This is a genomic window from Stappia albiluteola (assembly GCF_014050225.1).
In the GTDB taxonomy this organism is placed as follows: domain Bacteria; phylum Pseudomonadota; class Alphaproteobacteria; order Rhizobiales; family Stappiaceae; genus Hongsoonwoonella; species Hongsoonwoonella albiluteola.
The window spans coordinates 1-23,470 of sequence record NZ_JACFXV010000065.1 but is presented as its reverse complement, the minus strand read 5'-3'; the positions used below and the strand labels follow the sequence as shown (position 1 = coordinate 23,470).

The following is a 23,470-nucleotide window of genomic DNA, read 5'->3' as shown; positions in this document are numbered from 1 at the left end:
TTGCCGCGGGGCCGCGGATCGGAAAATCGAAGATCATGGCACGGCGTTTTAGCAGTGTGGCGATGCGGAATAAAGTCCGGATTGGACAGGTCAGGATGTGCGGCGGCGCGGCATCACCACCGCCTCGCCGTCCAGTACGACCTTGCCGTCGACCTCCGCCTTGACGGAGAGCGTGACGAATCCGCGCTCTTCATCCTTTGCCTTCACGGTCACCGTGGAAACGACAGTGTCGCCGGGATAGACGGGCGCGCGGAAATTCAGCGTCTGGCCCACATAGATCGAGCCGGGGCCGGGCAGTTGCATGCCCATGACGCGGGTCAGATGGGCGGCTGTCAGCAGGCCATGCGCGATCGGCCGCTTGAAGCGGGTCGTCGCGGCGTAGTCTTCGTCGAAATGGACCGGATTGAAGTCGCCGCTCGCCTCTCCGAAAAGGCGGATGGAGTCCTCGCTGACCAGGTCGCTGGTGCTGGCGCTCATGCCTGGCTTGAGGTCTTCGAAGGCGTAACCGGTGCTGAGGGGCTTTTGAACGGTCATGTCATCTCGCTCTGGGACTATTCAACGGAATGCGGCCTTCATTGTTCCGGAACGGGGTCGGCGGCCGCACCGCTGCGGCTGCCGCGCACGGCCGTCACCTCGCGCTGATGTATCCGCTCGCGATGAGCGATATAGAGGCCGCATGACACGATGATGGCAATGCCGACCCAGGTGGTGAGGTCGGGGAAATCGCCGAAAACCAGATAACCGAACAGCGTCGCGCTGACGATCTCCAGATAATTGAAAGGTGCAAGCACTGAGGCTGGGGCGACCGCAAAGGCGCGCACGATCAGACCATGCGCGAAAAAGGATATGGCGCCGATGACGGCAAGCAGGGCAAAGCCCGGCAGGTCGGGCAGGATGAAGGTTGCTTCCTCCACGCCGAACAGCGCGGCGGCGATGGCGCAAATGCCGAGCAGCGCGGCGCCGCCGATGCCGGTGGTGAACTGGATGGCGAACATCGAGCCTTCGCCGGAAAGCTTGCGCGTGATGACCAGATAGAGCGCGAAGAGGAAGGCGGTGCCGAGCGGCAACAGCGCCGGCAACCCGAAGGCCGTCAGGCCCGGGCGGATGATGACCAGCGCGCCGCACAGACCGATCGCGACCGCAATCCACCGCCGCATTCCCACCTGCTCCTTCAAAAGAAATGCGGACAACACCGTCAGGATCATCGGCTCGATGAAGAAGATGGCGATGGCATCGGCGACCGGCATGTATTTGAGCGCCGTGAAGAAGAGCACCGTGGCGCCGGCGAGAAAGACGCCGCGCAACAGATGCGGCCACATGCGCGGCGGACGAAGTTGGGCGATGCCTGGGCCTATGGCGGCCGTGAAGAAGGCGAAGATCGACTGGAAGAAGAAGCGTCCGAACGCGATTTCGAGCGCGGGCAGCGATGCCGTCAGATATTTGGCGACGATGTCCATCAGCGGGATGATCAGCATCGCCACGGTCATCAGGGAGATGCCGCGCAGGGTGTTCTGCTCGATTGCCGTTGGCTGGAAGCTGCCGCTCATGGGGTGCCGGCCGCAGTGAGCGCCAGGTCGAGCGGGCTTAGCGGCTGCAGGGAGGCGAAGGCGGCGCGCGCTTCCCCGCTGTCGCGATCCATCTGCTCGATCAGCGCCTCGGCGCTCTCGAAGCGACGCTCCTCGCGCAGATAGGCGGCGACCGTCACCTCGACCTCGCGGTCGTAGAGGTCGCCGGAGAAATCGAAGACATGCACCTCGAATAGCGGCCTGCCATTGTCGAAGGTCGGTCGGCGTCCATGGCTTGCCACGCCGTCATGCGTCTGGCCGTCGATATTGACGCGCACGGCGTAGATGCCGTGAGCCAGATCCGCTTCCGGTGCAAGCTGCAGGTTGGCGGTGGGGTAGCCGAGGTCGCGGCCGCGCTTGTCGCCGTGCTGCACGGTCGCGCTGAAGAACCACCGATATCCAAGCAGGGCGTTGGCGAGCGCGATGTCGCCCTCGGCGAGTGCTGCGCGGATGCGGCTTGAGGAAATCGTCTCGCCGCCTTCGTTCTTTTCCGCTTCGACGATGGTGACGCCGAAGTCGTCGCTCAGACCCGCCGCTCTAAGGAAATCCGGCGTGCCCCTGCGTGCCCTGCCGAAGTGGAAATCGTAGCCCGTCACCGCATGGGTGATGTGCAGGTTTTCCTGCAGGATATGATCGACGAAATCCTGCGCTTCGATCGCCGCGAAATCCCGGGTGAACGGCACCGAAATCAGCCCGTCGAGGCCGAGCGCCCGCATCAGCCGCGCCTTGGCCGCGGGCGGAGTCAGACGGAACACGGGCTTGTCCGGATTGAAGACGGTGCGCGGATGCGGCTCGAACGTCATGGCGAAAGCCGGGCAATTGCGACGCGCGGCTTCCTCGCGCGCGGCCTCCAGCACCGCCTGGTGGCCGCGATGCACGCCGTCGAAATTGCCGATCGCCACGACACCGCCCTTCAGCCTTTCGGGAAAGGTCGCGATGTCCGTGACGGTCACGAATTCAGACTTCGGCGAGGCGAGCATCGGCAGGCGGACCTTCTGGCAAAGGTGCCTCCGCAGAAGGCGCGGAAGCAAGGAAAAGGCGCGCGGACCCTGCCCATTCCAACGGCAAAGGTCAAGCCGTCTTGCCGCCTTGGATCAAGGCCTGGAAGAGCCGCGTGTGGGTACCTTGACCATCGCTTCGCCTTCCAGCACCACCGTGCCGTCCACCTCGCAGATACAGGCGAGCTTCGCGCGGTTGCCCCTCTCGATCAGTTCCGTGACAGTGACGGTGACCGTCACCACGTCGTCGATCTTCACCGGCGCCTTGAAGTTGAGCGTCTGCGACAGATAGATCGCGCCGGGGCCGGGAAGCCTCGTGCCCAGAACGGCGGAAATCAGGCTCGCGGTATAAAGGCCGTGCGCTATGCGTGTGCGAAAGGGGGTCTTGGCCGCGAAATGCTCCGAAAGATGGATCGGATTGCGGTCGCCGGAGACCTCGGCGAAGCCCACCACGTCGGAAGATTGGACCGTCTTGGTGAGGCTTTCGCGCATCCCGACGGAAAGATCCTCATAATAAAGCGTCCGCAATTCCAGCATTGTTGGCCCTCCCATGTCGACCGGCCCTTTGAAAGACACGCGTGCGTTTTTCGGCTGCGCTGTAACGCAATCTGTTGAGTCCCTTCCGTCAATTTGACGGATACGCCCATTGCCGCGCCAATCGACAGGTTGATCATACAGATTTTTGTGCGCTGCGAAAAATCCGGCAAAAGGATAGGGCCGCGATTGGCGTTGGTGAAATTAACCGAACTTTCAGGGGCTCTGTCTAAATTGCGGAATGTGTGGGGAGGCGGGGACAGATGCAGTTTCACCCTCCTGTTCGGCAAGATCGCGTCAAAGTGCGCTTCGGCTACGGGGCGCGCACCAAAGGCTGTATGGAGTAAACGATGGCCCTTGATCTTCAGATGCCGGTCCTCGTTGTGGACGACTACAAGACGATGATCCGCATCATCCGGAATCTTTTGAAGCAGCTTGGTTTCGAGGATATCGACGATGCGGCGGACGGGACCGAAGCGCTGGAAAAGATGAAGCAGCGCAAATACGGTCTGGTGATTTCCGACTGGAACATGGAGCCGATGACCGGGTACGAGCTGCTCAAGCAGGTGCGTTCCGATGCCGGGCTCTGCAAGACGCCGTTCATCATGGTGACGGCCGAATCGAAGACCGAGAACGTCATCGCCGCAAAAAAGGCGGGCGTGAACAACTACATCGTCAAGCCGTTCAACGCACAGACGCTGAAAGGCAAGATCGAGGCCGTATTCTCGGATTAAGCCGCCGCTCCTGGTGCCGGATCGCCGGAGAGCGACCCGACCGGGGCAGGCTGACGCCAGACGGGGAACGAACATCCGCCGGATCGTCGCACGGGGTCTGATTCCCGCAGACTGGCGGATTGTAGAAGGGGAGGCGGAGCGAAGAGGTTCCGAACAGACAGCCCTTCATTCGCGGTTCCACGCAGTATCGAGTAGGGGGTGGAATACATGGCGGCCAGAAAGCAGGCGGATGTCGCAAAGCTGATCGCTTTTCTCGAGGAAAACCGGACGCGGCGCGGCGATGTTACGTTGAACGACGTGATGCTTCTGGCCCAGGTCATGACGGGGTCTATGCGCGAGGTTCTCGGTTCAGTCAAACCGGCTGTGACCGAGGAACTGATGGCCATAGGTGAAGAAATCAGCCGCATGAAAGGCGAGATTTCCCAGCTTCGCGCCGTCGACATCAAGGACAATCGTATTCCCGAGGCCGGTCGTGAGCTTGACGCCATCGTCGAAGCGACGGAATCGGCCACCCACACGATCATGGAAGCCGCCGAGACCATCATGTCGGCCGACGCGAGCGACATCGATGCCTACCAGGCCACCGTGAACGACAAGATTGTCGAGATCTTCGAGGCTTGCGCGTTCCAGGATATCACCGGCCAACGCATTTCCAAGGTGGTGAATACTCTCAATTACATCGACGAGCGGGTCAGCGCCTTCATGAAGCGGTTGCGTGTCGCCGATGAAGACGATGAAGGTGACCGGGAAGAGACGGAGGCCGAGCGCCGCCAGCGCGAGTTGATCCTCTATGGCCCGCAACACGCCGGCGAAGGCGTCTCCCAGGATCAGGTCGATGCCATGCTGGGAGACGATGCCCAGGCGGAGATCGACCGCCTGTTCGGCTAGAATAGACGGTCCGGTTTCAGGCGGACAGCCTGCGTCCGAACAACCGGCTTACGAGCGACGGACGAGGCCGCATGTCGGCGCGCGAGATGTCCGGCGTTTCGAGCGCATATCTGGTTGCAGCCGTCAGAACCTCGTCTCCTTCGCCGGGCAATCCACGGCGTTCGCCCTCCGGGCCCAGCTTGGCGTCGACAGGCGATCCCGATACGATCTTCAAAGCTTCCGCCTCCCCGAGGCCGGCAAGCACGGTCGGCACGACATCGAAAGAGTTGCGGATGCCGCCATCGCCTTTTTGCCAGCGGTCCCCGGCAAAATAAACGAATCCATATGGCCCTGAATGGCCGCCGGTGCGCCGCATCGGCACCGGGCCGATTGTGCCTGCTTGCGGGTGCTGCAATCCCAGCGGGCAACCGCTCCAGCGGATGCGAATATCGGCCTGCGTGGGGCCGATGGCAGAAGGATTGCTGGTCGTACGCACGATGTCGGCTATCGCCGGCTTGCCTGTTGCGATGTCGCGGCAATCCGCGAGGAACCTCTCTATTTCGTCAAGCTTTGCCCGGTATCTGTCGTGCGGCACCATGCCCGCCGCTTCGCGGCCGGCCATGTTCAGGCGGATCTGCCCGTCATAGAAGGCGGGTATGGCGAAGGCGTCCATCTTCGGCCAGAACGGCCGGTAGCGCAGCGTCGGCATCCATTCCAGCCGCTCCGCTCGGGCCGGGTCGTAGGCGAATGGCTCGTCGAGCACGCCTTGAACGTCTTTGAACTCGGCAAGCTTGGGGATGGTGCGATACATCTCGCCGCCCCAGTTCTGCTTGTCGTCCAGCATGGCGAGCTTGCCGCCGGCCTCCAGCCGCCATCTGCCGGCGCGCATGTAAGGCTTGCCGAAGCTGCGGCGGTACATGAGCTCCGGCAGCAGCACCATACTGGGAACATCGGCATCGTTCGTCCCCATGCCGTGCATGGAGAATGTTACGATTTCGGCGTCGGAAAAGGCGGCCGCGAGATCGCCGACCAGAATATCGATCGCATGATAGAGGTCGCAGACGGCCTTGCGCGCGGGCTCGGCCGACGGAATCTCGTGCAGCGGATGATCGCGGTCCACACCATGCCACAGGATTTCCAGGCCCGAATGGGCCTCGCTGACGACGACCATCGCAAGGTTCCAGTCCGGCAGTCGCTCCTTCAGCAGCCAGATCGCGCAGTCGCGCCGCTTCAGCACCGCCCGGCAAAGGGCGGCGCCGGCTTCTTCGGTCTTTCTCGCCGAGGGCCATGTGAAGCCGTAGATGAATTCGGGAGCCGGATAGGGCCCGAACCTCTGCGCCAGTTCCTCATGCAGGCCGGCGGGACGCGAGTGCGGCTTTACGCCGGGGTCATGCGCGCCCCATGCGGTCACGCCTTTCAATCCCTCGGCCTTGTCCAGGTCGCAATAGGGCAGGTCGAAGACGACGGCCTTCGACTTTACCGCCGAAAAAAACGGCGCATTCGAAGTCGGATCCTGGCGCATGGTGTAGGTCTGGCTGTCGAAGCTCACTGCCGCATGACGGTCGATTGCTTCCGGGGTCAGTCCGGTGCTTACATGCTCCCAGGCGAGGCCCGAGTATTTCGCCTCGCCATGATCGAGGAGAAACCGGGCACTGCGCTCCTTGAGCGCCTGCAGGTTCGGCAGGTCGCCCCGGCGCATCATCGCTTCCGCGAGGCTGATCTCGAAACCGTCCAGGCCGATAACCAGAACGCGCTTGTCTTTTGCCATGCTGCCCAACCCCCTGGAAATTATCGGAATTAAGTAATCAACTTTTTCGAACGCTAAGTTGCGTCACGCGACGGAATGCAAGTGAGTTGTGGATTTCCGCCCTCGCACCACCTCAACGTCGCCGGTCGCGGCGACCTTCACCAGGCAAGTTTGGGCAGGGCGGCGCGGGCCCTCAGGCCTTCTTCCGCGAGGCGGCGGCGGATCAGCGCTTCGTCGGGGGTGTCCGTCGGTCCGAAATCGGAGGCATGGATGCCGCCGGTGATAAAGAGAACGTCGATATCCTGGGAGACTGCGCCGCGGATGTCGGTCGGCAGGCCGTCGCCGATGGCAAGCACGTCCCATCGGGTGATCGGCGCGCCAGTAATGGCCGACAGGCGGTCGAGTGCTGCGTCATAAATGGGTGCGTGCGGTTTGCCGAGGATCATGACGCTGCCGCCGAGATCCTCGTAGAGGCGGGCGAGCGCTCCGGCGCACCAGATGAGGCTGTTGCCGCGCTCCACCACGATATCCGGATTGGCGCAGATCATCGGCAGGCGCGCCGCCGCGAGCCGCTTCAGCTGCTCGCGGTAATCGTCCGGCACCTCGCGCGTGTCGTCGACAAGTCCCGTACAGACGATGGCCGCGGCATCGTCTTCCCGTCCGAGGGTTACGCCGGTCTCGTCGAACAGGGGAAGATCGCGCTCCGGGCCGATGTGAAGCACGGGGCGGCCGGCATATTTCTTGATGTGCAGGCGCGTCACGTCTCCGGAGGTGACGACATCGTCATAGGCCTCGCGGTCGATGCCGAGGTTGCCCAACTGCTCGCGTATCGGCCCTGCGGGACGGGGCGCATTGGTTACCAGAACCACGGCGCCGTCGGTTTCCTGGCGGTAGCGGGCGAGAGCGTCGCGCGCCGGCCTGAACCCCGTCACGCCATTGTGCAGCACGCCCCACACGTCGCAGATCAGGCCGCGATAGTCGCCGGCAATGGCCTCGAGACCGGGAATCAGCAACGGGGTGTTGGCGTTCATGATGCGGGTTCTTCCTGTGCGGCCAACTCTGATAGTGTCAGGGGCAAACGAATGAGATTCGCGGATGCGGGCGCGACATTAACTGATCGGGGCGGGCATTGGAATTCACGCCCATACGGACATTGCGAACAGGCCATTGGCGGAAGCTGTCATGAAGATCCGGCAACTCAGCGAGGGAGCGGTCAACCGCATTGCGGCGGGTGAAGTAATCGAGCGCCCGGCGAGCGTCGTCAAGGAACTGGTCGAGAACGCAATCGATGCGGGCGCCTCGCGCGTCGAGGTGGTGACCGCGGGCGGCGGCAAATCCCTGATCCGCGTTACCGACGACGGCGAAGGCATGCAGCGCGACGACCTGGCGCTGGCGGTCGAGCGGCACTGCACGTCCAAGCTTTCCGAAGACGACCTCTTCGATATCCGCACGCTCGGTTTTCGCGGCGAGGCGCTGCCGTCGATCGGTTCCGTCTCGCGCCTGTCGATCGCGAGCCGTCATGCGGTGGAAGACCACGGCTGGCAGATCACCGTCGATGGCGGCGCGAAATCCGCCTTGCAGCCGGTCGCACAGACAAAAGGCACGCGCATCGAGGTGCGGGACCTGTTCTTCTCCACGCCGGCGCGCCTGAAGTTCCTGAAATCCGACCGGGCGGAAGCCGCCGCCATCACGGATGTGGTGAAGCGGCTCGCGCTCGCGCATCCCGATATCCGCTTCCAGCTCTCCGGCGCGGACCGTCAGGCAAGCGACTTCCCGGCCGCCGCAGGAAGCGGCGCGCTCGAGGCCCGTATCGCCCAGGTGCTCGGCGGTTCCTTCGTCGAGAACGCCATGCGGCTTTCGGCCGAGCGGGAAGGCGTGAGGCTCGAAGGGCTGGCGGGTTTGCCGACCTTCCACCGGGCCAACTCGCTGTCGCAGTTCTTCTTCGTCAACGGCCGCCCGGTGCGCGACAAGCTGCTGCTTTCGGCGCTGCGTGGCGCCTATGCCGACGTGCTGGCCCGCGACCGCCATCCCGTCGTCGTGCTTTTCATTGACCTCGATCCCCGTCAGGTCGACGTCAACGTGCATCCGACCAAGGCCGACGTCCGCTTTCGCGACGGACAACTGGTGCGCGGGCTCGTCGTCGGCGCCCTGAAGCAGGCTCTGACGGAGGCCGGCCACCGCTCGTCGACCAGCAATGCGGCATCGGCGATCGATATCCTCGCGCGTTCCGGCGAGGCGCCCCGCCAACCGTCCCATGCGACGCAATCGCGACCGTCCGGGTCCTATGACTGGCGCGCCTCGGCCTATCGTCCGCAAGTATCATCGGCAGTCGGTGTCGCCGAGGCAGCCGCGCCGGCATTCGCCGAGGAACAGCACGCGCTCCTCGATATCGCCGCCCCCTCGGCGGACGCACGGGCGCACGAGGCCGCGCCCGGCGACGACCTCCAGCGGCTGCCGCTCGGCGCGGCGCGCGCGCAGGTGCACGAGACCTACATCATCGCGCAGACGGACAAGGGTATCGTCATTGTCGACCAGCATGCGGCGCATGAACGTCTGGTCTATGAGCGGCTGAAGGAAGCCCTCGCCGCCAAGGGCGTTTCCCGCCAGATCCTGCTTATCCCGGAAGTCGTGGAACTCGCCGAGGACGATGTCGCCCGCCTTGGCGAACGGGCGGACGAACTCGAAGCTGTTGGCCTGGTTCTGGAACCGTTCGGCCCCGGCGCGATCGTGGTGCGCGAGGTGCCCTCGCTTCTTGGCGACATCGATATCCAGGGTCTCGTGACGGACCTTGCCGACGATATCGCCGAATGGGACAGCGCCACGCGGCTGAGGGAGCGGCTCGACCATGTGGCGGCGACCATGGCCTGCCACGGTTCGGTGCGCGCGGGCCGCAGGCTTCGCCCGCAGGAGATGAACGCGCTCCTGCGCGACATGGAGGCAACGCCCCACTCCGGCCAGTGCAATCACGGCCGCCCGACCTGGATCGAACTGAAGCTTTCCGACATCGAACGGCTGTTCGGGCGGAAGTAAAGGGCGGCCCCGCTTACGACGGCCGCCGACTACTCGCTCTCGTCCGACTCTCTCGCAAGCTGCTCGACCAGTTCGATTATCTTGTGGCGTGTTTGCGGATTGCGGATTTTTTGAAATGCGGTGTTGAGGACCATGTGGTCCTTCGACATCACCAACGGTGCGACCGAGGGCTGGGGAGTTTCTTGAGAACCCGGCTCAGGCTCCGCCGATTGCGCTGCGTTCCCGAAGAAATAGGGGATGGGTACGTTCAGCACACGCGCCAGGGCATAGAGTGCGCCCGCGCCGACGCGATTGCTGCCTCGTTCGTATTTCTGGATTTGTTGCGACGAGATGCCGATGCTTTGTCCAAGGCTTGCCTGTGACAATCCGAGAGCGGTCCGCCTCCGTCGAATGCGCGCACCGACGTGAACGTCGACAGGATCGGGCATGCTCCTGCTTCTCGTTTTCAATCCGCCTTCAACTCCCTGCCTGACGCACCGCGCTTCTGGCCGCCGGAGAAACCGGCGCTGGCTCACGCGGCCTTGCAGCGAAGTTGGATCACGGCTTGCAGGCGGAAGCGATACCGCGATCGCAGTAGATTCGGCCGTTACAGGATGAGCCCGAGGCGCATGGCGTTGGCGATCGCCTGCGCTCGGTTTGCCGCGCGCAGCTTGCGTTGCGCGTTGGCCAGATGCTTGTCGGCCGTGTGCTCGGAGATGGTCAGAATGACGCTGATTTCCCACTCCGTCTTGCCGTCGGCAGCCCATTTCAGGCACTCGATTTCCCGTGGTGTCAGCCCGGCATCGCGCCGTCTGGCTTCACGGCTGCGGAGTTCGATGGCGCGACCTATGGCGTAGGAGCCGATCATGCTGATCATGCCCGGCGCCTCGGGCGGCAGTTCCAGGCGTTCGCCGCCAAAGGAAATCGCCGCAATCGCGCCGTCCGGCGTGATCAAGGGAACGGCAAACCCCGTTGCAAGCCTGTGTTCTCGCGCCTCGCCGAACATGCGATGGGCAACCGATGCGGTCCGGCTGCTGATATACGGCAACGCTTGCGACCATTCGAAGGGGGCAAGGTCGCTCTGGATACGCCGTATCACCGGATCGATGTGGACGTAGTTCTGGCTCAGGTAGCGATCCATCCAGCCGTCCGGAAATCCTGACAGCAACAGGTGTTGCTCCTGTTGCCGCCTTCGATCCGTTGGCGACGGCATTGTCCCGGCGATCATCGAGCCGAGGCCGAAGCGGGCGGTAAAGGATGTGAGACCGTCGCAGATTTCCTCGGGCGTCACCGCCCGGTCGATCCTGGCAATGATTTCGAGTGTCTGGTCCAATGTCGACGCCACCGGCTCCCCCTCTCGCAAGTTCGAGACCTGCCTGAAGTAGGTGGCGTTTTTCGCGTGCCAACAAGAGTTGTCTGTTGCTTCAGCGTACAACCCAGCGCAAATCGCGGAAACCGGTCGGTGCCGGCGTCACGCTTTCAGGAACAGGATCTGGCTGTCGCCGACCGTGCGGCGGTCGAGTTCGGCCAAGCCCGCCGGGATGTCGATTGCCGCCCTTGCGTCTTCCTCCAGCACGCAGATCGCGCCGGGTTTCAGCCAGCCGCCGGCGAGTGCGGAGGCGAGCGCCTTATCGCCGAAACCCTTGTTGTAGGGCGGATCGGCAAAAAGCAGCGTGAAGGGCTCGATAGTGCCCACCTCGCCAAGACGGGTGGCGTCGCGGCGGAAGATCTTGGTCACGCCGTTGAGGCCCAGCGTCTCGACATTGCGGCGGATCACGCCGCGCGGCTCCACGGCCTCTTCCACGAAGAGACAGGAACGGGCGCCGCGGCTCAGCGCCTCGATGCCGAGCGCGCCGGTACCGGCAAAGAGGTCGATGACGCGGGCGTTCTCGACGCAGTCGCTCGCTTCGCCAAGGCCGTGGGCGAGGATGTTGAAGATCGTTTCGCGCAGGCGGTCGCTGGTCGGACGCGTGCCCTGGCCTTTCGGCGTGGCAAGGGCTGCCCCCTTGAAGCGGCCGGCGATGATCCTCATCGCTTGCCGCCCCGACCACCCCGATCAGGCCCGCCCCGATCCGGGCCACCGCGCTTGCCGGGGAACTTTCCCTTGGGGGCTTCGGTGGTCTGGACCTCGACGAGATTGCCGTCCTCGTCCCAGATGCGGCGGCGGCTGGTTCGCGGGCCCCGGTCGAAATCGGGCTTGGACCTTGGTTTCGGCTCCTTCGTCAGGCGGAAACGGCTGCGCGGCGAGACCTTCTGAGGCCGATCCTCGCGGCTGCCCTCTCGCTTCGGGCCCTCGCGGCGGGGTCGTTCGCTGCGTGCGCCATCATCGCCGTCGCGAGTGTCGCGGCGCGGGCGCGGTCCGCGCGTGTCGTCGGACCGATAGGCGGCCTTCTTCCTGCCGCCTGCGACGGCGGCGCGGCCTTCCTTGGCGCTCAGCCAGCCGGCATCGGGCTTCGGCTTCCGGTCGCGGGTATCCTTCGCCCGGCCGCGCGCAGGCGCAGCCTGCACGGGTTCGTTCACGATCGGTGCCTCGAAATCCGTGCCCGCTTCCTGGGCCAGCCGCTCGCCAAGCTGGTCGCGCAGCACGCGACCACGGATCTCCCGCACTTCGCCTTCCTCGAGGTCGGCGAGCTGGAAAGGACCGAAGGAGACGCGGATCAGGCGGTTCACCGCAAGGCCCAGATGCTCCAGCACCCGCTTGACCTCACGGTTCTTGCCCTCGCGCAGGCCGAGTGTCAGCCAGACATTGTCGCCCTGTTCCTTGTCGAGCGATGCCTCGATCGCGCCATAGAGCACGCCGTCGATGGCGATGCCGTCGGCAAGCTTGTCGAGGTCGGCCTGGGTGACCTTGCCGAAGGCGCGCACGCGGTAGCGGCGCAGCCAGCCGGTCGCCGGCAGTTCCAGCACGCGGGCAAGACCGCCGTCATTGGTGAGCAGCAGCAGACCCTCGGTGTTGATGTCGAGCCGGCCGACCGCGATCACGCGCGGCAGGTCGTCCGGCAGGCGGTCGAACACCGTGGTGCGGCCTTCCGGATCGTGGCTGGTGGTCACCACGCCGCGCGGCTTGTGGAAGAGCCAGAGCCTGGTGCGTTCGCGAAGGGGCAGCGGCTCGCCGTCGACCAGCACCGTGTCGCCTTCGGCGACCGTCATCGCCGGGGTTTCCAGCACCTTGCCGTTGATGCTCACCCGTCCGGCGCGGATCCATTCCTCGGCATCGCGGCGCGAGCAGAGGCCGGCGCGCGCCATCACCTTGGCGATACGCTCGCCCTCATAGGCGGAGGTTTTTTCCACCGCTTGGGCGACCTCCGCCACAGCGGGCCTCGGGCGCGCGGGCTTGGCACGGTCCGGCCGCTCGCGCTTCACAAAGGGCTTGCGCTCGTCGCGCGGCCTGTCGGCGAACCGGCCGCCCTCACGCTCGGGCCGGGCACGCTCGGGCCGGGGGTGCTTGGCGAAGGCGGGCTTGCCGCCGCGCTCATCCGAACGCCCCGGTTCGCGCTCCGGAGCGCCGTCGCGGCTCCAGGTGCGTTGCGGACGGCCGGGGCCCGGCTTGCGGGGCGCCGAATTGCGGGAAGAATGAGAGGGGCGCTTGCCGCCTCTCGGTCCCTTGGGAGTGTCATCTTTCGTCATGGCGCGCGTCATACCAGAGCGGCGAGGGAAACGGAACGCGAGAAATGCGGGAGACAGCTCTGCGGCCATATCGTGACAAGCGACCTGGACCCCCCTATTTTCGCTCGCCATGTCGAATGCATTCGAAAAACCTGCGAAGACATCGCCGGGCTTCATGGATCTGGCGCTGGATGAAGCGCGAAAGGCGGCCGCCCGCGGCGAGGTGCCGATCGGCGCCGTCCTCGTCTGCAAGGGCGAGGTGATCGCGGCCGACGGCAACCGGACGCTCGAACTCGACGACCCGACCGCCCATGCGGAGATCCAGGTGATCCGTGCGGCGGGCAAACGCCTTTCCTCGCAGCGCCTCGTCGATTGCGATCTCTATGTGACGCTCGAACCCTGTCCGATGTGCGCGGCGGCGATTTCCTTCGCCCGTATCCGCCGGCTCTATTTCGGCGCGGCGGACGAAAAGGGCGGCGCGGTGGAGCATGGCGTGCGCTTCTACGCGAGCCCGACCTGTCACCACGCGCCCGACGTCTATTCCGGCATCGGCGAGAAGGATGCGGCGGAGCTGTTGAAGACCTTCTTCAAGGAGCGGCGATAACGCGGGATTGGCTTGCAAATCCCGCCGCCCCCGCATCCACTGCAGCGAATGCACCCCATCAAGGACAATAACGATGATTGCCGTGATTTTCGAAGTGGAACCCAGGGACGAACACCGCGCGGAATATCTGGATATTGCCGCCGACCTGAAGCCCATTCTTGAAACGATCGATGGCTTCATCTCGGTGGAGCGATTCCAGAGCCTCACCAATCCGGGCAAGATCCTGTCGCTCTCCGTCTGGCGCGACGAGGAAGCGGTGAAAGCCTGGCGCAACACGGCCGAGCACCGCAAGGCGCAGGCCATGGGCCGCAACAAGATCTTTTCCGCCTACCGGCTGCGCGTGACGCAGGTGCTGCGCGACTATGGCCTGGAGGAGCGCGAGGCGACGCCCGAGGACAGCCTCGCCATCCACGGCTGAGCGGTAAATCCTGATCCCCAGGCTATCTGCCCGGCAGGACAAGCAGCGTCGGGGCCGCCGGCAGGGTCGCCCGGCTGGCGATATAGACCGGGCTGTCGGACAGTTCGACCTGATAGCCGGCCAGCGCCAGCCTGGCGCTGAAGGACTGCAGCGAGCCGTAGGTGAAGGCGTGCATGGGGATCACCACGCGCGGGCCGATCGCCTGCAGCACTTCGGCCATGCTGTCGTGGCCGAGCGTCACCGAGCCGTCCACCGGCACGAAGACGATGTCGATGCGTCCGAGCCGGGTCAGGTCCTCGTCCGTCAGCCGTTGATGCAGGTGGCCGAGATGGGCGATGCAAAGCTCGGCGGTCTCGAAGATGAAGATCGAGTTGCCCAGCCTCCGCGTCTCGCCGTCCCAGCCGCGCGTGTTGGTCTGGATATTGCGGATGCGCACGTCCCGGATTGTCAGGTCGTGGTCCATCGGCCCGCCTTCCGGGTTCCAGCCGAGCAGCACATGCTCGATTTCCGGTTCCGGATTGAAGGTGAAATGGGTGCCGTGCGCGCCGTTCATGGTGACGACATTCGGGATGCGGTCTGGCTTCATGGTGCCGTTGTAGTCGGTGGCGATCCTGAGGCCTGTCGGCGTCTCGATCTCGAAGGTCGAGTGCCCGATGTAGCGGATCTGGAGCTGGTTGGGCGCAAGAGCGGTCTTCAGGGGCACCAGACCCTCGAAGCCGTTCTGCGAAACGAGCTGGCAGATCGCGAGGGAAGGACCGGCGCCGAGGAGCGACATCAAAAGCGCCGCGAGGATTAGCCGGATTGCGCAGGCAAGACGCTGAAGCATGAGCGGTTCTCCCGAGATCCTCTCCGAAGGATAGGAGCGCGCTGCCCGCCTTCAAGCCTGCAGGCGGTGGCGTTCGCCTTTGGCGGCGGCCTTGTCGTGTGCCTCGATCGCGTCGGCGACCTGGCGCTTCACCGTTTCGCGGATCGGCTCGGCGGCTTCCAGCACCTTGTCGGCCTTGAGGAAGTCGAGGACGCGGAAGGAATCGATATCCGGCTTTACCAGGATGTCCGGCCTGCGGCTTCTGAGCTTTTGCGAGGTGATGGTCTGCATCAGGATCTGCGTGGCGCCGAAAAGCGCATCCGTGGCGCTCGGGTTCTGGCGCTTGCGGCGCGGGCTCGGCGAGCCGACCACGTCGACGGCGACGATAATGTCGCAGGTTTTCGGCAGGGCGTCGAAGGGAAGGGGATTGACCACCCCCCCGTCGATGACGATGCGCCCGTCGATGGTGACCGGGCGGAAAAGGGCGGGTATGGCGATGGACGCGGCGACGGCCGCATGCAGGTTGCCCGTCCGCAGGTCCAGTTCCTTGCAGCCGTAGAAATCGGTGGCGATGACGGCAAGCGGGAGCCTGAGGTCGGCGAAGGTCGCCGGGATGGCGTCGCCGATGAAGACCTCAAGCACCTTGAGGGCCTCGAACTGCATCAGCCCGCCGCCGCCGAATAGATCGGCGAAGCGCTTGGGCCGAAGCTTCCACAGCTTGGCGAGCACCGCATTGCGGTCGCGGAAAGTGTCCTCCGCGAAGCTGCGCATCGCTTCGCCCGCCATTCCGCCCGCATAGGCCGCCCCCAGCAGCGCGCCGATGGAGGTGCCCGCCATGGCGTGCGGCCTGATGCCCAGGTCGTCGAAGGCCTCGAGCACCGGGATATGGGCAAGGCCGCGCGCACCGCCGCCGCCAAGGGCAAGTCCAATCCGTGGCTGGGTCATCTGGGCTGGCCTTCATCGCTGACTTGCGAGGAGCCAAGCGTGACACCGGCGTCGGCGGGGCGCAAGGAATTTGGACCCTAAAGCAGCCTTGCGACCATCGCGTCCAGAACGAAGCCCGCAAAGACGATCCAGCCGTAGCGGGTGTTGGAGCGGAAGAGGGCGAGGCACTGGTCCGCGTCGTCGATGTCGAGCCGGACGACCTGGTAGGCAAGATGCAAGGCGCCGAGAGCCAGTCCCGCGAAGGCGAGCGGGCCCGCATCGGCGGCTGCAGCGGCGAGCGTGAAGAGGAGGGTCGCGCCGCCATAGAGCAGCACGAGGGCGGGTTTGGTCCGCTCGCCGAACAGGCGCGCGGTGGACCTGACGCCGACCAGCGCGTCGTCTTCCTTGTCCTGATGCGCGTAGATCGTGTCGTAACCGATCGTCCACAGGATGCCGCCCACATAAAGCAGCACGGGCGCAAGGCCGAGACTGCCGAACGTGGCGGCCCAGCCCATCAGCGCGCCCCAGGAAAAGGCAAAACCCAGAAAGAGTTGCGGCCAGTTCGTCACCCGCTTCATGAAGGGATAGATCGCGACCGGCAGCAGCGAGGCGAAGCCCAGGATGATCGAGAAGCGGTTGAAGCTCAGGAGCACGGCGAGGCCGACCAGCGCCTGCGCCACGAGGAACACCTTGGCCATGAAGGGCGTGACCTGGCCGGACGGGATCGGCCGCGAGCGGGTGCGGGCGACCTTCGCATCGATATCCTGGTCGACCAGATCGTTGTAGGTGCACCCCGCGCCGCGCATGGCAATGGCGCCGATCATGAAGAGCGCGAGATGCCACGGATTGGGGATGGCGCTGCCGGAAGCGATCGCCGCAAGGGCCGCCGACCACCAGCAGGGCCACAAAAGCAGCCACCAGCCGATCGGCCGTTCCCAGCGGGCGAGCCTTGCATAGGGGCGCAGCCATTCGGGCGCATGGGTGTCGACCCAGTGGCCCTTCACCGCATCGGCAACGCGCCCGCCGAACGTGTCGTACTGTCTGGTCATGCTCCGGTGATAAGCCTTTCAGGCGCCGGGCGAAAGAGCGCTTTTGACATCCGTGGCCCTGAAATCCCCGCCGACGAAAAGGAGAGGGCAGGCGCGCTCGCTTGCAATTTCGTAGGCAAAGCAGTCGCCGAAATTCAGCGCGGCGGGATGGGCACCCTTGCCCCAACGGGCGTAAGCCTGCGCGATGCGCCGGGCCGAGGCCGGCGTCACGCTCACCACTTCGAAGCCCAGTCCATCGATCAGGCGCTGCATTTCCTCGCCGACATTGCGCCGCGCGGCGACGATCAGGGCTTCGGCGACGGTGCCGGCGGAAATCAGCAGTTCGTCCTCGGCTTCCAATGCGGCGATGCAGGCATCGGCTTCCGCTTCCCCGAGCACGATCGCCATGAGCGCGGACGTGTCGACGGCAATCATTCGGGCATGCCGTCGTCGCCGTAGAGGAAATCCTGGCTGCGGGCCGCCTTTGGCCCCGCCGCCGCCTTTGCAGCGCCCGCAGCCTTCACCGCTTCAAGCAGGGCCCGGCGTGACTTGCGGTCCGGCGTCTCCTTCATCGGAACAAGGCGCACGGCTGCATGCCCATGCCGCGTAAGGATGACCTCATCCCCGGCTTCGGCGCGCCGCACCAATTCGGTCAGTTGGCCTTTGGCCTCTGTCACGGAGACGCGCATTGCTCGCCCTGTTCCGGAGTCGTTCCCAAAACAGAAAAATAGACCATTAGATGGTCCAATTCAATCGTGTTGCAATTTTCAGGCGTCACGCCGGGGCGGACGCGTAGGCGGCATCATCGGCGCAGACGCGGTCGCGGCCGCTCTGCTTGGCGCTGTAGAGGCGGCGGTCGGCATGCTCGAAGAGCTGCAGCAGGCTGCGGCCGTCGGCGGGGGCGGCGGAGATGCCGACGCTCACCGTGACCTCGCTGCCTTCGTCCTTCAGGATCGCGTCGCTGATCGTGCGCCGCAGCCGGTCGGCCATGGAGTGGGCCGCTTCCTTGGGCAGCCTCTCGCAGATCACGACGAATTCCTCGCCGCCGTAGCGGAACAGGTGGTCATCGCTGCGCAGATTGGCCATCAGCACGTCGGACACTTTCTTCAGGATACGGTCGCCGGCGGTATGGCCGAGGCTGTCGTTGATCAGCTTGAAATTGTCGATGTCGATCACCAGCATGCTGAGAGGCTGGCCCCGGCGGACGGCGGCCTCGATGATGCGCGGGCCCTCGGCGTCGTAGCGGCTGCGGCCATAGGCCCCGGTCAGGTGGTCGCGGCCCGCCGCCTCAAGCAACTGCTCGTAGCGTTCGCGATAGGTCAGCACATGGAAGATGTCGCCGACGCCGAGGCTGACGACGCTGCGCGCCTCGTGGTGCCGCGTCAGCCGCAGGAAAATCACGAAGAGCACGGTATAGACGGCTGCCGCGCCCATCTTGGCCATCCAGCCGCCATAGAGCACTTCGATCGGCGCGCCGGAAATCACCCGCAGCGCCACGTAGAAGCCGAGCTGGTCGAAGGTCAGCACCGCCATGGCGCAAATGAGGATGCGCAAGGCCGGGAAGGCGCGAAACCACGAGCCGATGCGTTCGTAAAGCAGGATGATGCCGATCGAATCGACGAACAGCAGCGTCGTGCCCCAGATCATCAGCCAGCCGATCTCGTCGATGAAGGCGATATCCGGCACCTTGCCGTCGATCAGCGGCAGCGTCTGGTGATTGCGCAGGATCATCACCAGGCCGACAAGCAGGAAATTGCCGACCAGCAGGCCGTAGATCGGCTGGCGGACGATGGCCGCATCCTCCTTGATGTAGAGGAGCAGGATCATCATCAGCTTGCCGGAGAAAAGCACGGTGGAGCCTGGCGAAATCACGCCGAAGGGCAGTGCGATGTAGAAGACGCTGGCGAGGTAGGTCTCCAGGAAGTGCATCACGCCGAGCGCACAGAGGAAGACGCCGAGCCCGATCCGGTGACGTGACTGCAACAGGCAGACCATGACGGTGAAATAGAGGATCGCCTGGCCGATAAGAAGGAGAAGATTGTAGAACTGCATCTCGTCAACTGCGTAAGGAAAAGGATTCGGGAGGGCAGGCATTGGTGATTTGCGCGGAGTTCAGCATGCCCGCGAGTCGTCCGCAAGCCTTCGTATGTCTGACATGTCGGTTTGCTTCGCTTTTGAATTCCGCGGTGCGCCATGCGCCGGCAGCGGTCTTGCGAAACGGCCGGGGATCGGTTACCAGAAGTGTTGAAACCGGAACGGGCAGCGCCTTTCGGCCTCCGTTCAAGTGCATGGATACGGCTCGGTGCCCCATTTCAAGACGGGCGGACGAGGCCGGAGAAGGGAACGAGATCGCACGATGATCGCCGATGGCCGCTCTGCCGCTGTTGCGATTGACGCATCCTTCGCGATCGATGCGCGGCTTTCGCGCGGCCTTCTTCTTATCGGCGACCTTCTTCTCCTTAGATGCCCCTGAGCGTCGGCAGCCTTCGTTTCGAGAAGGCGGGCACTTAGGGGAGAGAAGCCGAAATCATCCGACACGATTTTTCGCGCCCGTCCCCTCCGCCTGAATGGCCGGCAAGCGGCGAGGGCGCCAGAGCCAGGGACACCGATCCATGAGCGTTGACAGCACCAAGGACCACGTACGCATCTTCGACACCACCCTGCGCGACGGCGAGCAGTCGCCGGGCGCCTCCATGACACTGGAGGAGAAGCTGCAGGTCGCCGAGATCCTCGACGAAATGGGCGTCGATATCATCGAGGCCGGCTTTCCGATCGCCTCCAACGGCGATTTCGAGGCGGTCAGCGAGATCGCCAAGCGCACCCGCAACTCCGTCGTGGCCGGTTTGGCCCGCGCGATCCACGCCGATATCGACCGCTGCGGCGAGGCGGTGCGCCTGGCCGAGCGCGGCCGCATCCACACCTTCGTCTCCACCTCGCCGATCCATCTGCAGTACCAGATGAACAAGACGGAAGAGCAGGTGCTCGCCATCATCACCGATACGGTGGCGCGCTCGCGCAACCTGATCGACGACGTCGAGTGGTCGGCCATGGACGCCACCCGCACGCCGATCGACTATCTGTGCAAGTGCGTGGAAGCGGCGATCAGGGCGGGCGCCACGACGATCAACCTGCCGGATACGGTCGGCTACGCCACGCCGGACGAATACAAGGCGATGTTCGTCGAGATCCGCAACCGCGTGCCGGATGCCGACAAGGCGATCTTCTCCGTGCATTGCCATGACGACCTGGGCCTGGCGGTCGCCAATTCGCTGGCCGGTGTCGCCGGCGGCGCGCGGCAGATCGAATGCACCGTCAACGGTCTCGGCGAACGGGCCGGCAACGCGGCGCTGGAGGAGATCGTGATGGCGATCCGCACGCGCGGCGACGCCTTGCCCTACGCGACCAGCATCGATCCGAAGTTCCTGACGCGCGCCTCCAAGCTGGTCTCCGCCGTCTCCGGCTTCCCGGTCCAGTACAACAAGGCGATCGTCGGCAAGAATGCCTTCGCGCATGAAAGCGGCATCCACCAGGACGGCATGCTGAAGAATGCCGAGACCTACGAGATCATGAAGCCGGAAGATGTGGGCGTGAAGTCGACCTCGCTGGTCATGGGCAAGCATTCCGGCCGCCACGCCTTCCGCGACAAGCTGAAGGAGCTGGGCTACGAGATCGGCGACAATGCCTTCGAGGACGCCTTCCGCCGCTTCAAGGATCTGGCCGACCGCAAGAAGCACGTCTATGACGAGGATATCGAGGCGCTGGTCGAGACCGAGATCGCGACCCAGGGCGAGCATATCAAGGTGATCGCGCTGACCGTCATCGCCGGCACCGGCGGGCCGCAGAAGGCGATCCTGACCATGGATATCGACGGTCGCCACGAGACCCGCGAGGCAACCGGCGACGGCCCGGTGGACGCGACATTCAACGCGATCAAGGCGATCGTGCCGCATCAGGCGACGCTGTCGCTCTATCAGGTGCACGCGGTCACCGAAGGCACGGACGCGCAGGCCGAGGTTTCGGTGCGGCTGGAAGCCAATGGCCGCATCACCACCGGCAAGGGCGCGGATACCGACACGCTGGTCGCTTCCGCCCGCGCCTATGTCTCGGCGCTGAACAAGCTGCTGGCCCGCCAGAACCGCCCGGACCATCAGGAACTCAGGGCGATTTGAGGGGCGATCTCACGCCTGGCCGTCATCCCGGGCGAGCGATGCGCGTTGCCGCGCACGCGGTCCGGCATGACGGGAGTTTGTGGCAGGGTGCTTGCCCTATACTCGGGTGTCATCCCCGCGCAGGCGGGGAACCAGTAGACACATGGGTTGGCGGCTGGATATCCGGCCACGGCGGTTACTGGATGCCCGACCGAGCCGGGCATGACAGAGTTTGCGGACGCTTTTTGCCGTAACCTCCCGGGTCGTCATACGCGGGCCTGACCCGCGTATCCACGCAGCGCTTCGGCTAGCCGCAGCCTTCCGTGGATCGCCGGATCGGCGCTCGGCTGCGCCTCGCTTGTCCGGCATGACGGGAACGTGAGGCAAACCGGAAGGGCTGGCGCCTACCTTATGAACGTGCCGTTGCGCAGTTCCGTCACCGCCTGGATCAGCTCTTCGCGGGTGTTCATGACGATGGGCCCGTGCCAGGCGACCGGCTCGCGGATCGGCGCGCCGGAAACGAGCAGGAAGCGGATGCCCTGTTCGCCCGCCTGCACGACCACCTCGTCGCCGGCGTCGAAGAGGACGAGCGTCCGGTTGCCGGACTCGTCGCGGATCGTCAGTTCCTCGCCGGCGAATTCCTTTTCCGTCAGCACGCCGAAGGGATTGGAGGCATCGCGGAAGCTGCCGGAGCCCTCGAAAATATAGGCGAAGGCTTGCCGCCGCGTGTCTACAGGAAACGCCTTGCGCCTGCCGGCCGGCACGAAGATGTCGAGATATTGCGGCTCGGCGGCGATGCCGTCGACCGGCCCGCGCTTGCCCCAGAACTCGCCGCAGACGACGCGCACGATGGTGCCGTCATCGTCGACGATGACCGGAATATCCGCGCCCTTGACGTCCTGGTAGCGCGGCTCGGTCATCTTCAGCGAGGAGGGCAGGTTCGCCCAGAGCTGGAAACCGTGCATGCGGCCCTGCTGGTCCCCCTTCGGCATTTCCTGATGCAGGATGCCGCGCCCGGCCGTCATCCACTGCACGTCGCCCGCGCCGAGCGTTCCGGCATTGCCGAGGCTGTCGCCGTGATCGACGGTTCCCGCCAGCACATAGGTGATCGTCTCGATGCCGCGATGGGGATGCCATGGGAAGCCCGCCATATAGTCGGCCGGCCGCTCGTTGCGGAAATCGTCGAACAGCAGGAAGGGATCGGCCATCGTCGGATCCTGGAAGCCGAAGGCGCGATGCAGGTGCACGCCGGCGCCTTCCATGGTGGCCTGAGCGGACGAGATCTGGCGGACGGGACGGATGGACATGGGCCTTGGTTCCTTCTTGGCACCCTGCGGGCAGCTTGGCGCAAAGGTAGGGCAAGGCGGGAGGACGTTCCAGTGGCACGGACGGGAACGGTGTGTTCACCGGCGATGGCGTGGCATCACACACCGCCCCGCCGCGATCCTACCGGCCGAGGTCAGGCCACAGGGTCAGGGGGTCGAGCCCACCTATGAAGAATCGAAGGGATACGAGGGATTAGCAGTGCGCCGCAAAAAAGACGGGGTCGTCATCGCCGGGCCATTGACCGGCGACCCGCTCGTTGTGCACCGTTGAGGTGCGGGTGGTTCGATGGGGCGAGCGGGTGTCCGGCAAGACCCGGACATGACGATTCCTTCGCCCGTCAGGGCGTGTTTCGTGAATTGGCGGAGAGGGAACCCCTCACCCCAACCCTCTCCCGATCGGGAGAGGGGGCGCAGGAGGCACGGCCGGCTTCAATCAGCAGTTCCCAGACCGGAGCGGCCGACTATTTCCGTAAGGGCGGTCCCCACGCACTCCTCACCTCTCCCATTCGAAGTCGGATGTTTCCGACTTCGGTTTTTCAATCGACCAACCGGGGAACACCCCGGTTGGGTGAGAGGTCGGCGCGAATGCGCCGGGTGAGGGGAAAAGGAGACAGCCGCCTCAGCAGGCGGTGCGTGGTGCTTGTCGGCGAGGGTGAGTTGGTAGCGTCGCAGGCGGTAGTCGAGCCATGCGGTGACCAATGAAATGGTGGTGATGCCAAAGGCGGTGACGGCCATGGCTTTCCTCCCCGAATGAAACGGTGAACGCCAGAGGAAGACCTCTGGCGACCGGGGAGTTAGCAAGCCGACCACAAGGCGGCCGCGATGGCCTTTAGGGCAAGCCCTTGGACATGCGCCATCGCCTCCCCGGCCATGAGGGTTTGGACCCCTGAGGTCGAGGAGGCATCAATACGGCTGATGCCAGCCGTTGTGGTAGGGGTTGCTAAGCCCCCGGGCCAGCCTTTTTCGCCGACCCTGTGCGCATTCTATCCTGAGAAATATACGGAGAAAAGCGCAACTCCCGGTTGGTGGTCACATTCATTCGGGCGCATGTGTTGGGGGAGTGCCTCTCCGCTCGTCTTCGCCGGGCCCAGATCCGGCGATCCACCCGAAGGCCGCAGCATATCCTGTCATGCCCGGCTCGACCGGGCATCCAGTAAC

The 23,470-nt window shown here is 64.7% G+C and carries 23 protein-coding genes; 6 read left to right on the top strand and 17 right to left on the bottom strand.

Going from position 1 to position 23,470, the window contains the following annotated elements:
• Positions 1-90: 90 nt before the first annotated feature.
• From H2509_RS17935 to H2509_RS17920, 4 genes are all read right to left on the bottom strand, one after another.
• Entirely contained in the window at positions 91-534 is a 444-nt protein-coding gene (locus H2509_RS17935) for a MaoC family dehydratase (protein WP_182167841.1), read from the bottom strand.
• A gap of 38 nt (positions 535-572) precedes the next feature.
• Complete coding sequence (locus H2509_RS17930) at positions 573-1,547, bottom strand: DMT family transporter (protein ID WP_182167840.1); 975 nt, start codon at positions 1,545-1,547, stop codon at positions 573-575.
• Positions 1,544-2,545 carry a bifunctional riboflavin kinase/FAD synthetase gene (locus H2509_RS17925; RefSeq protein ID WP_182167839.1) on the bottom strand — a complete coding sequence of 334 codons (1,002 nt, stop codon included), beginning with the start codon at positions 2,543-2,545 and terminating at the stop codon, positions 1,544-1,546. Before H2509_RS17925 ends, H2509_RS17930 begins: the two co-directional genes overlap by 4 nt.
• 114 nt (positions 2,546-2,659) lie before the next feature.
• The gene (locus tag H2509_RS17920) at positions 2,660-3,100 is read right to left on the bottom strand and encodes a MaoC family dehydratase (protein WP_182167838.1); all 441 of its coding nucleotides are present in this window, start codon (positions 3,098-3,100) and stop codon (positions 2,660-2,662) included.
• 347 nt (positions 3,101-3,447) lie between these two features.
• Between H2509_RS17920 and H2509_RS17915 the strand changes: the two genes are divergently transcribed.
• Both H2509_RS17915 and H2509_RS17910 read left to right on the top strand, forming a co-directional pair.
• Positions 3,448-3,831 (top strand): response regulator, encoded by a 384-nt coding sequence (locus H2509_RS17915; RefSeq protein WP_182167837.1) that lies wholly within the window; start codon positions 3,448-3,450, stop codon positions 3,829-3,831.
• A gap of 207 nt (positions 3,832-4,038) precedes the next feature.
• Positions 4,039-4,719: a protein phosphatase CheZ gene (locus H2509_RS17910; protein WP_182167836.1), complete on the top strand. Its 681-nt coding sequence runs from the start codon at positions 4,039-4,041 to the stop codon at positions 4,717-4,719.
• A gap of 16 nt (positions 4,720-4,735) precedes the next feature.
• On the opposite strand, the gene H2509_RS17905 is transcribed toward H2509_RS17910, so the two are convergent.
• The gene (locus tag H2509_RS17905) at positions 4,736-6,466 is read right to left on the bottom strand and encodes an alkaline phosphatase family protein (RefSeq protein WP_182167835.1); all 1,731 of its coding nucleotides are present in this window, start codon (positions 6,464-6,466) and stop codon (positions 4,736-4,738) included.
• 137 nt (positions 6,467-6,603) lie between these two features.
• Positions 6,604-7,476, bottom strand: coding sequence for a TIGR01459 family HAD-type hydrolase (locus H2509_RS17900; protein WP_182167834.1), 873 nt, complete (start codon positions 7,474-7,476; stop codon positions 6,604-6,606).
• 151 nt (positions 7,477-7,627) lie between these two features.
• Here H2509_RS17900 and mutL point away from each other — a divergent pair, with 151 nt between their 5' ends.
• Positions 7,628-9,475, top strand: coding sequence for a DNA mismatch repair endonuclease MutL (mutL, locus tag H2509_RS17895; RefSeq protein ID WP_182167833.1), 1,848 nt, complete (start codon positions 7,628-7,630; stop codon positions 9,473-9,475).
• A 29-nt stretch (positions 9,476-9,504) separates the two neighbouring features.
• Here mutL and H2509_RS17890 read toward each other — a convergent pair whose 3' ends face one another.
• The 4 genes from H2509_RS17890 to H2509_RS21200 all read right to left on the bottom strand — a co-directional run bounded on the left by H2509_RS17890 (position 9,505) and on the right by H2509_RS21200 (position 13,081).
• On the bottom strand, positions 9,505-9,903 hold the full coding sequence (locus H2509_RS17890; RefSeq protein ID WP_182167832.1) for a helix-turn-helix domain-containing protein: 399 nt from the start codon (positions 9,901-9,903) through the stop codon (positions 9,505-9,507).
• Between the two features lie 158 nt (positions 9,904-10,061).
• Positions 10,062-10,799 carry an autoinducer binding domain-containing protein gene (locus H2509_RS17885; RefSeq protein WP_182167831.1) on the bottom strand — a complete coding sequence of 246 codons (738 nt, stop codon included), beginning with the start codon at positions 10,797-10,799 and terminating at the stop codon, positions 10,062-10,064.
• A gap of 126 nt (positions 10,800-10,925) precedes the next feature.
• Complete coding sequence (gene rsmD, locus H2509_RS17880; RefSeq protein ID WP_182167830.1) at positions 10,926-11,486, bottom strand: 16S rRNA (guanine(966)-N(2))-methyltransferase RsmD; 561 nt, start codon at positions 11,484-11,486, stop codon at positions 10,926-10,928.
• Entirely contained in the window at positions 11,483-13,081 is a 1,599-nt protein-coding gene (locus H2509_RS21200) for a pseudouridine synthase (RefSeq protein ID WP_182167829.1), read from the bottom strand. Before H2509_RS21200 ends, rsmD begins: the two co-directional genes overlap by 4 nt.
• 154 nt (positions 13,082-13,235) lie before the next feature.
• On the opposite strand from H2509_RS21200, the gene H2509_RS17870 reads away from it, so the two are divergent.
• Positions 13,236-13,664: a nucleoside deaminase gene (locus tag H2509_RS17870; protein WP_182167828.1), complete on the top strand. Its 429-nt coding sequence runs from the start codon at positions 13,236-13,238 to the stop codon at positions 13,662-13,664.
• Between the two features lie 73 nt (positions 13,665-13,737).
• Positions 13,738-14,082 carry an antibiotic biosynthesis monooxygenase family protein gene (locus H2509_RS17865; protein WP_182167827.1) on the top strand — a complete coding sequence of 115 codons (345 nt, stop codon included), beginning with the start codon at positions 13,738-13,740 and terminating at the stop codon, positions 14,080-14,082.
• A 22-nt stretch (positions 14,083-14,104) separates the two neighbouring features.
• On the opposite strand, the gene H2509_RS17860 is transcribed toward H2509_RS17865, so the two are convergent.
• From H2509_RS17860 to H2509_RS17835, 6 genes are all read right to left on the bottom strand, one after another.
• Complete coding sequence (locus H2509_RS17860; RefSeq protein ID WP_182167826.1) at positions 14,105-14,908, bottom strand: MBL fold metallo-hydrolase; 804 nt, start codon at positions 14,906-14,908, stop codon at positions 14,105-14,107.
• Positions 14,909-14,959: 51 nt separating this feature from the next.
• The gene (locus tag H2509_RS17855; RefSeq protein WP_182167825.1) at positions 14,960-15,832 is read right to left on the bottom strand and encodes a patatin-like phospholipase family protein; all 873 of its coding nucleotides are present in this window, start codon (positions 15,830-15,832) and stop codon (positions 14,960-14,962) included.
• Between the two features lie 77 nt (positions 15,833-15,909).
• Entirely contained in the window at positions 15,910-16,860 is a 951-nt protein-coding gene (gene ubiA, locus H2509_RS17850) for a 4-hydroxybenzoate octaprenyltransferase (protein WP_182167824.1), read from the bottom strand.
• Positions 16,861-16,878: 18 nt separating this feature from the next.
• The gene (locus H2509_RS17845; RefSeq protein ID WP_182167823.1) at positions 16,879-17,274 is read right to left on the bottom strand and encodes a type II toxin-antitoxin system VapC family toxin; all 396 of its coding nucleotides are present in this window, start codon (positions 17,272-17,274) and stop codon (positions 16,879-16,881) included.
• Positions 17,271-17,528: a type II toxin-antitoxin system Phd/YefM family antitoxin gene (locus tag H2509_RS17840; RefSeq protein WP_182167822.1), complete on the bottom strand. Its 258-nt coding sequence runs from the start codon at positions 17,526-17,528 to the stop codon at positions 17,271-17,273. The genes H2509_RS17845 and H2509_RS17840 overlap by 4 nt, the downstream gene beginning before the upstream one ends.
• 85 nt (positions 17,529-17,613) lie before the next feature.
• Positions 17,614-18,891, bottom strand: coding sequence for a GGDEF domain-containing protein (locus tag H2509_RS17835; protein WP_182167821.1), 1,278 nt, complete (start codon positions 18,889-18,891; stop codon positions 17,614-17,616).
• Positions 18,892-19,451: 560 nt separating this feature from the next.
• Between H2509_RS17835 and H2509_RS17830 the strand changes: the two genes are divergently transcribed.
• Positions 19,452-21,008: a 2-isopropylmalate synthase gene (locus tag H2509_RS17830; protein WP_182167820.1), complete on the top strand. Its 1,557-nt coding sequence runs from the start codon at positions 19,452-19,454 to the stop codon at positions 21,006-21,008.
• Positions 21,009-21,391: 383 nt separating this feature from the next.
• Here H2509_RS17830 and H2509_RS17825 read toward each other — a convergent pair whose 3' ends face one another.
• A complete protein-coding gene (locus H2509_RS17825) occupies positions 21,392-22,294 on the bottom strand; it encodes a pirin family protein (RefSeq protein ID WP_182167819.1) in 903 nt (300 codons plus the stop codon).
• Positions 22,295-23,470 lie beyond the last annotated feature (1,176 nt).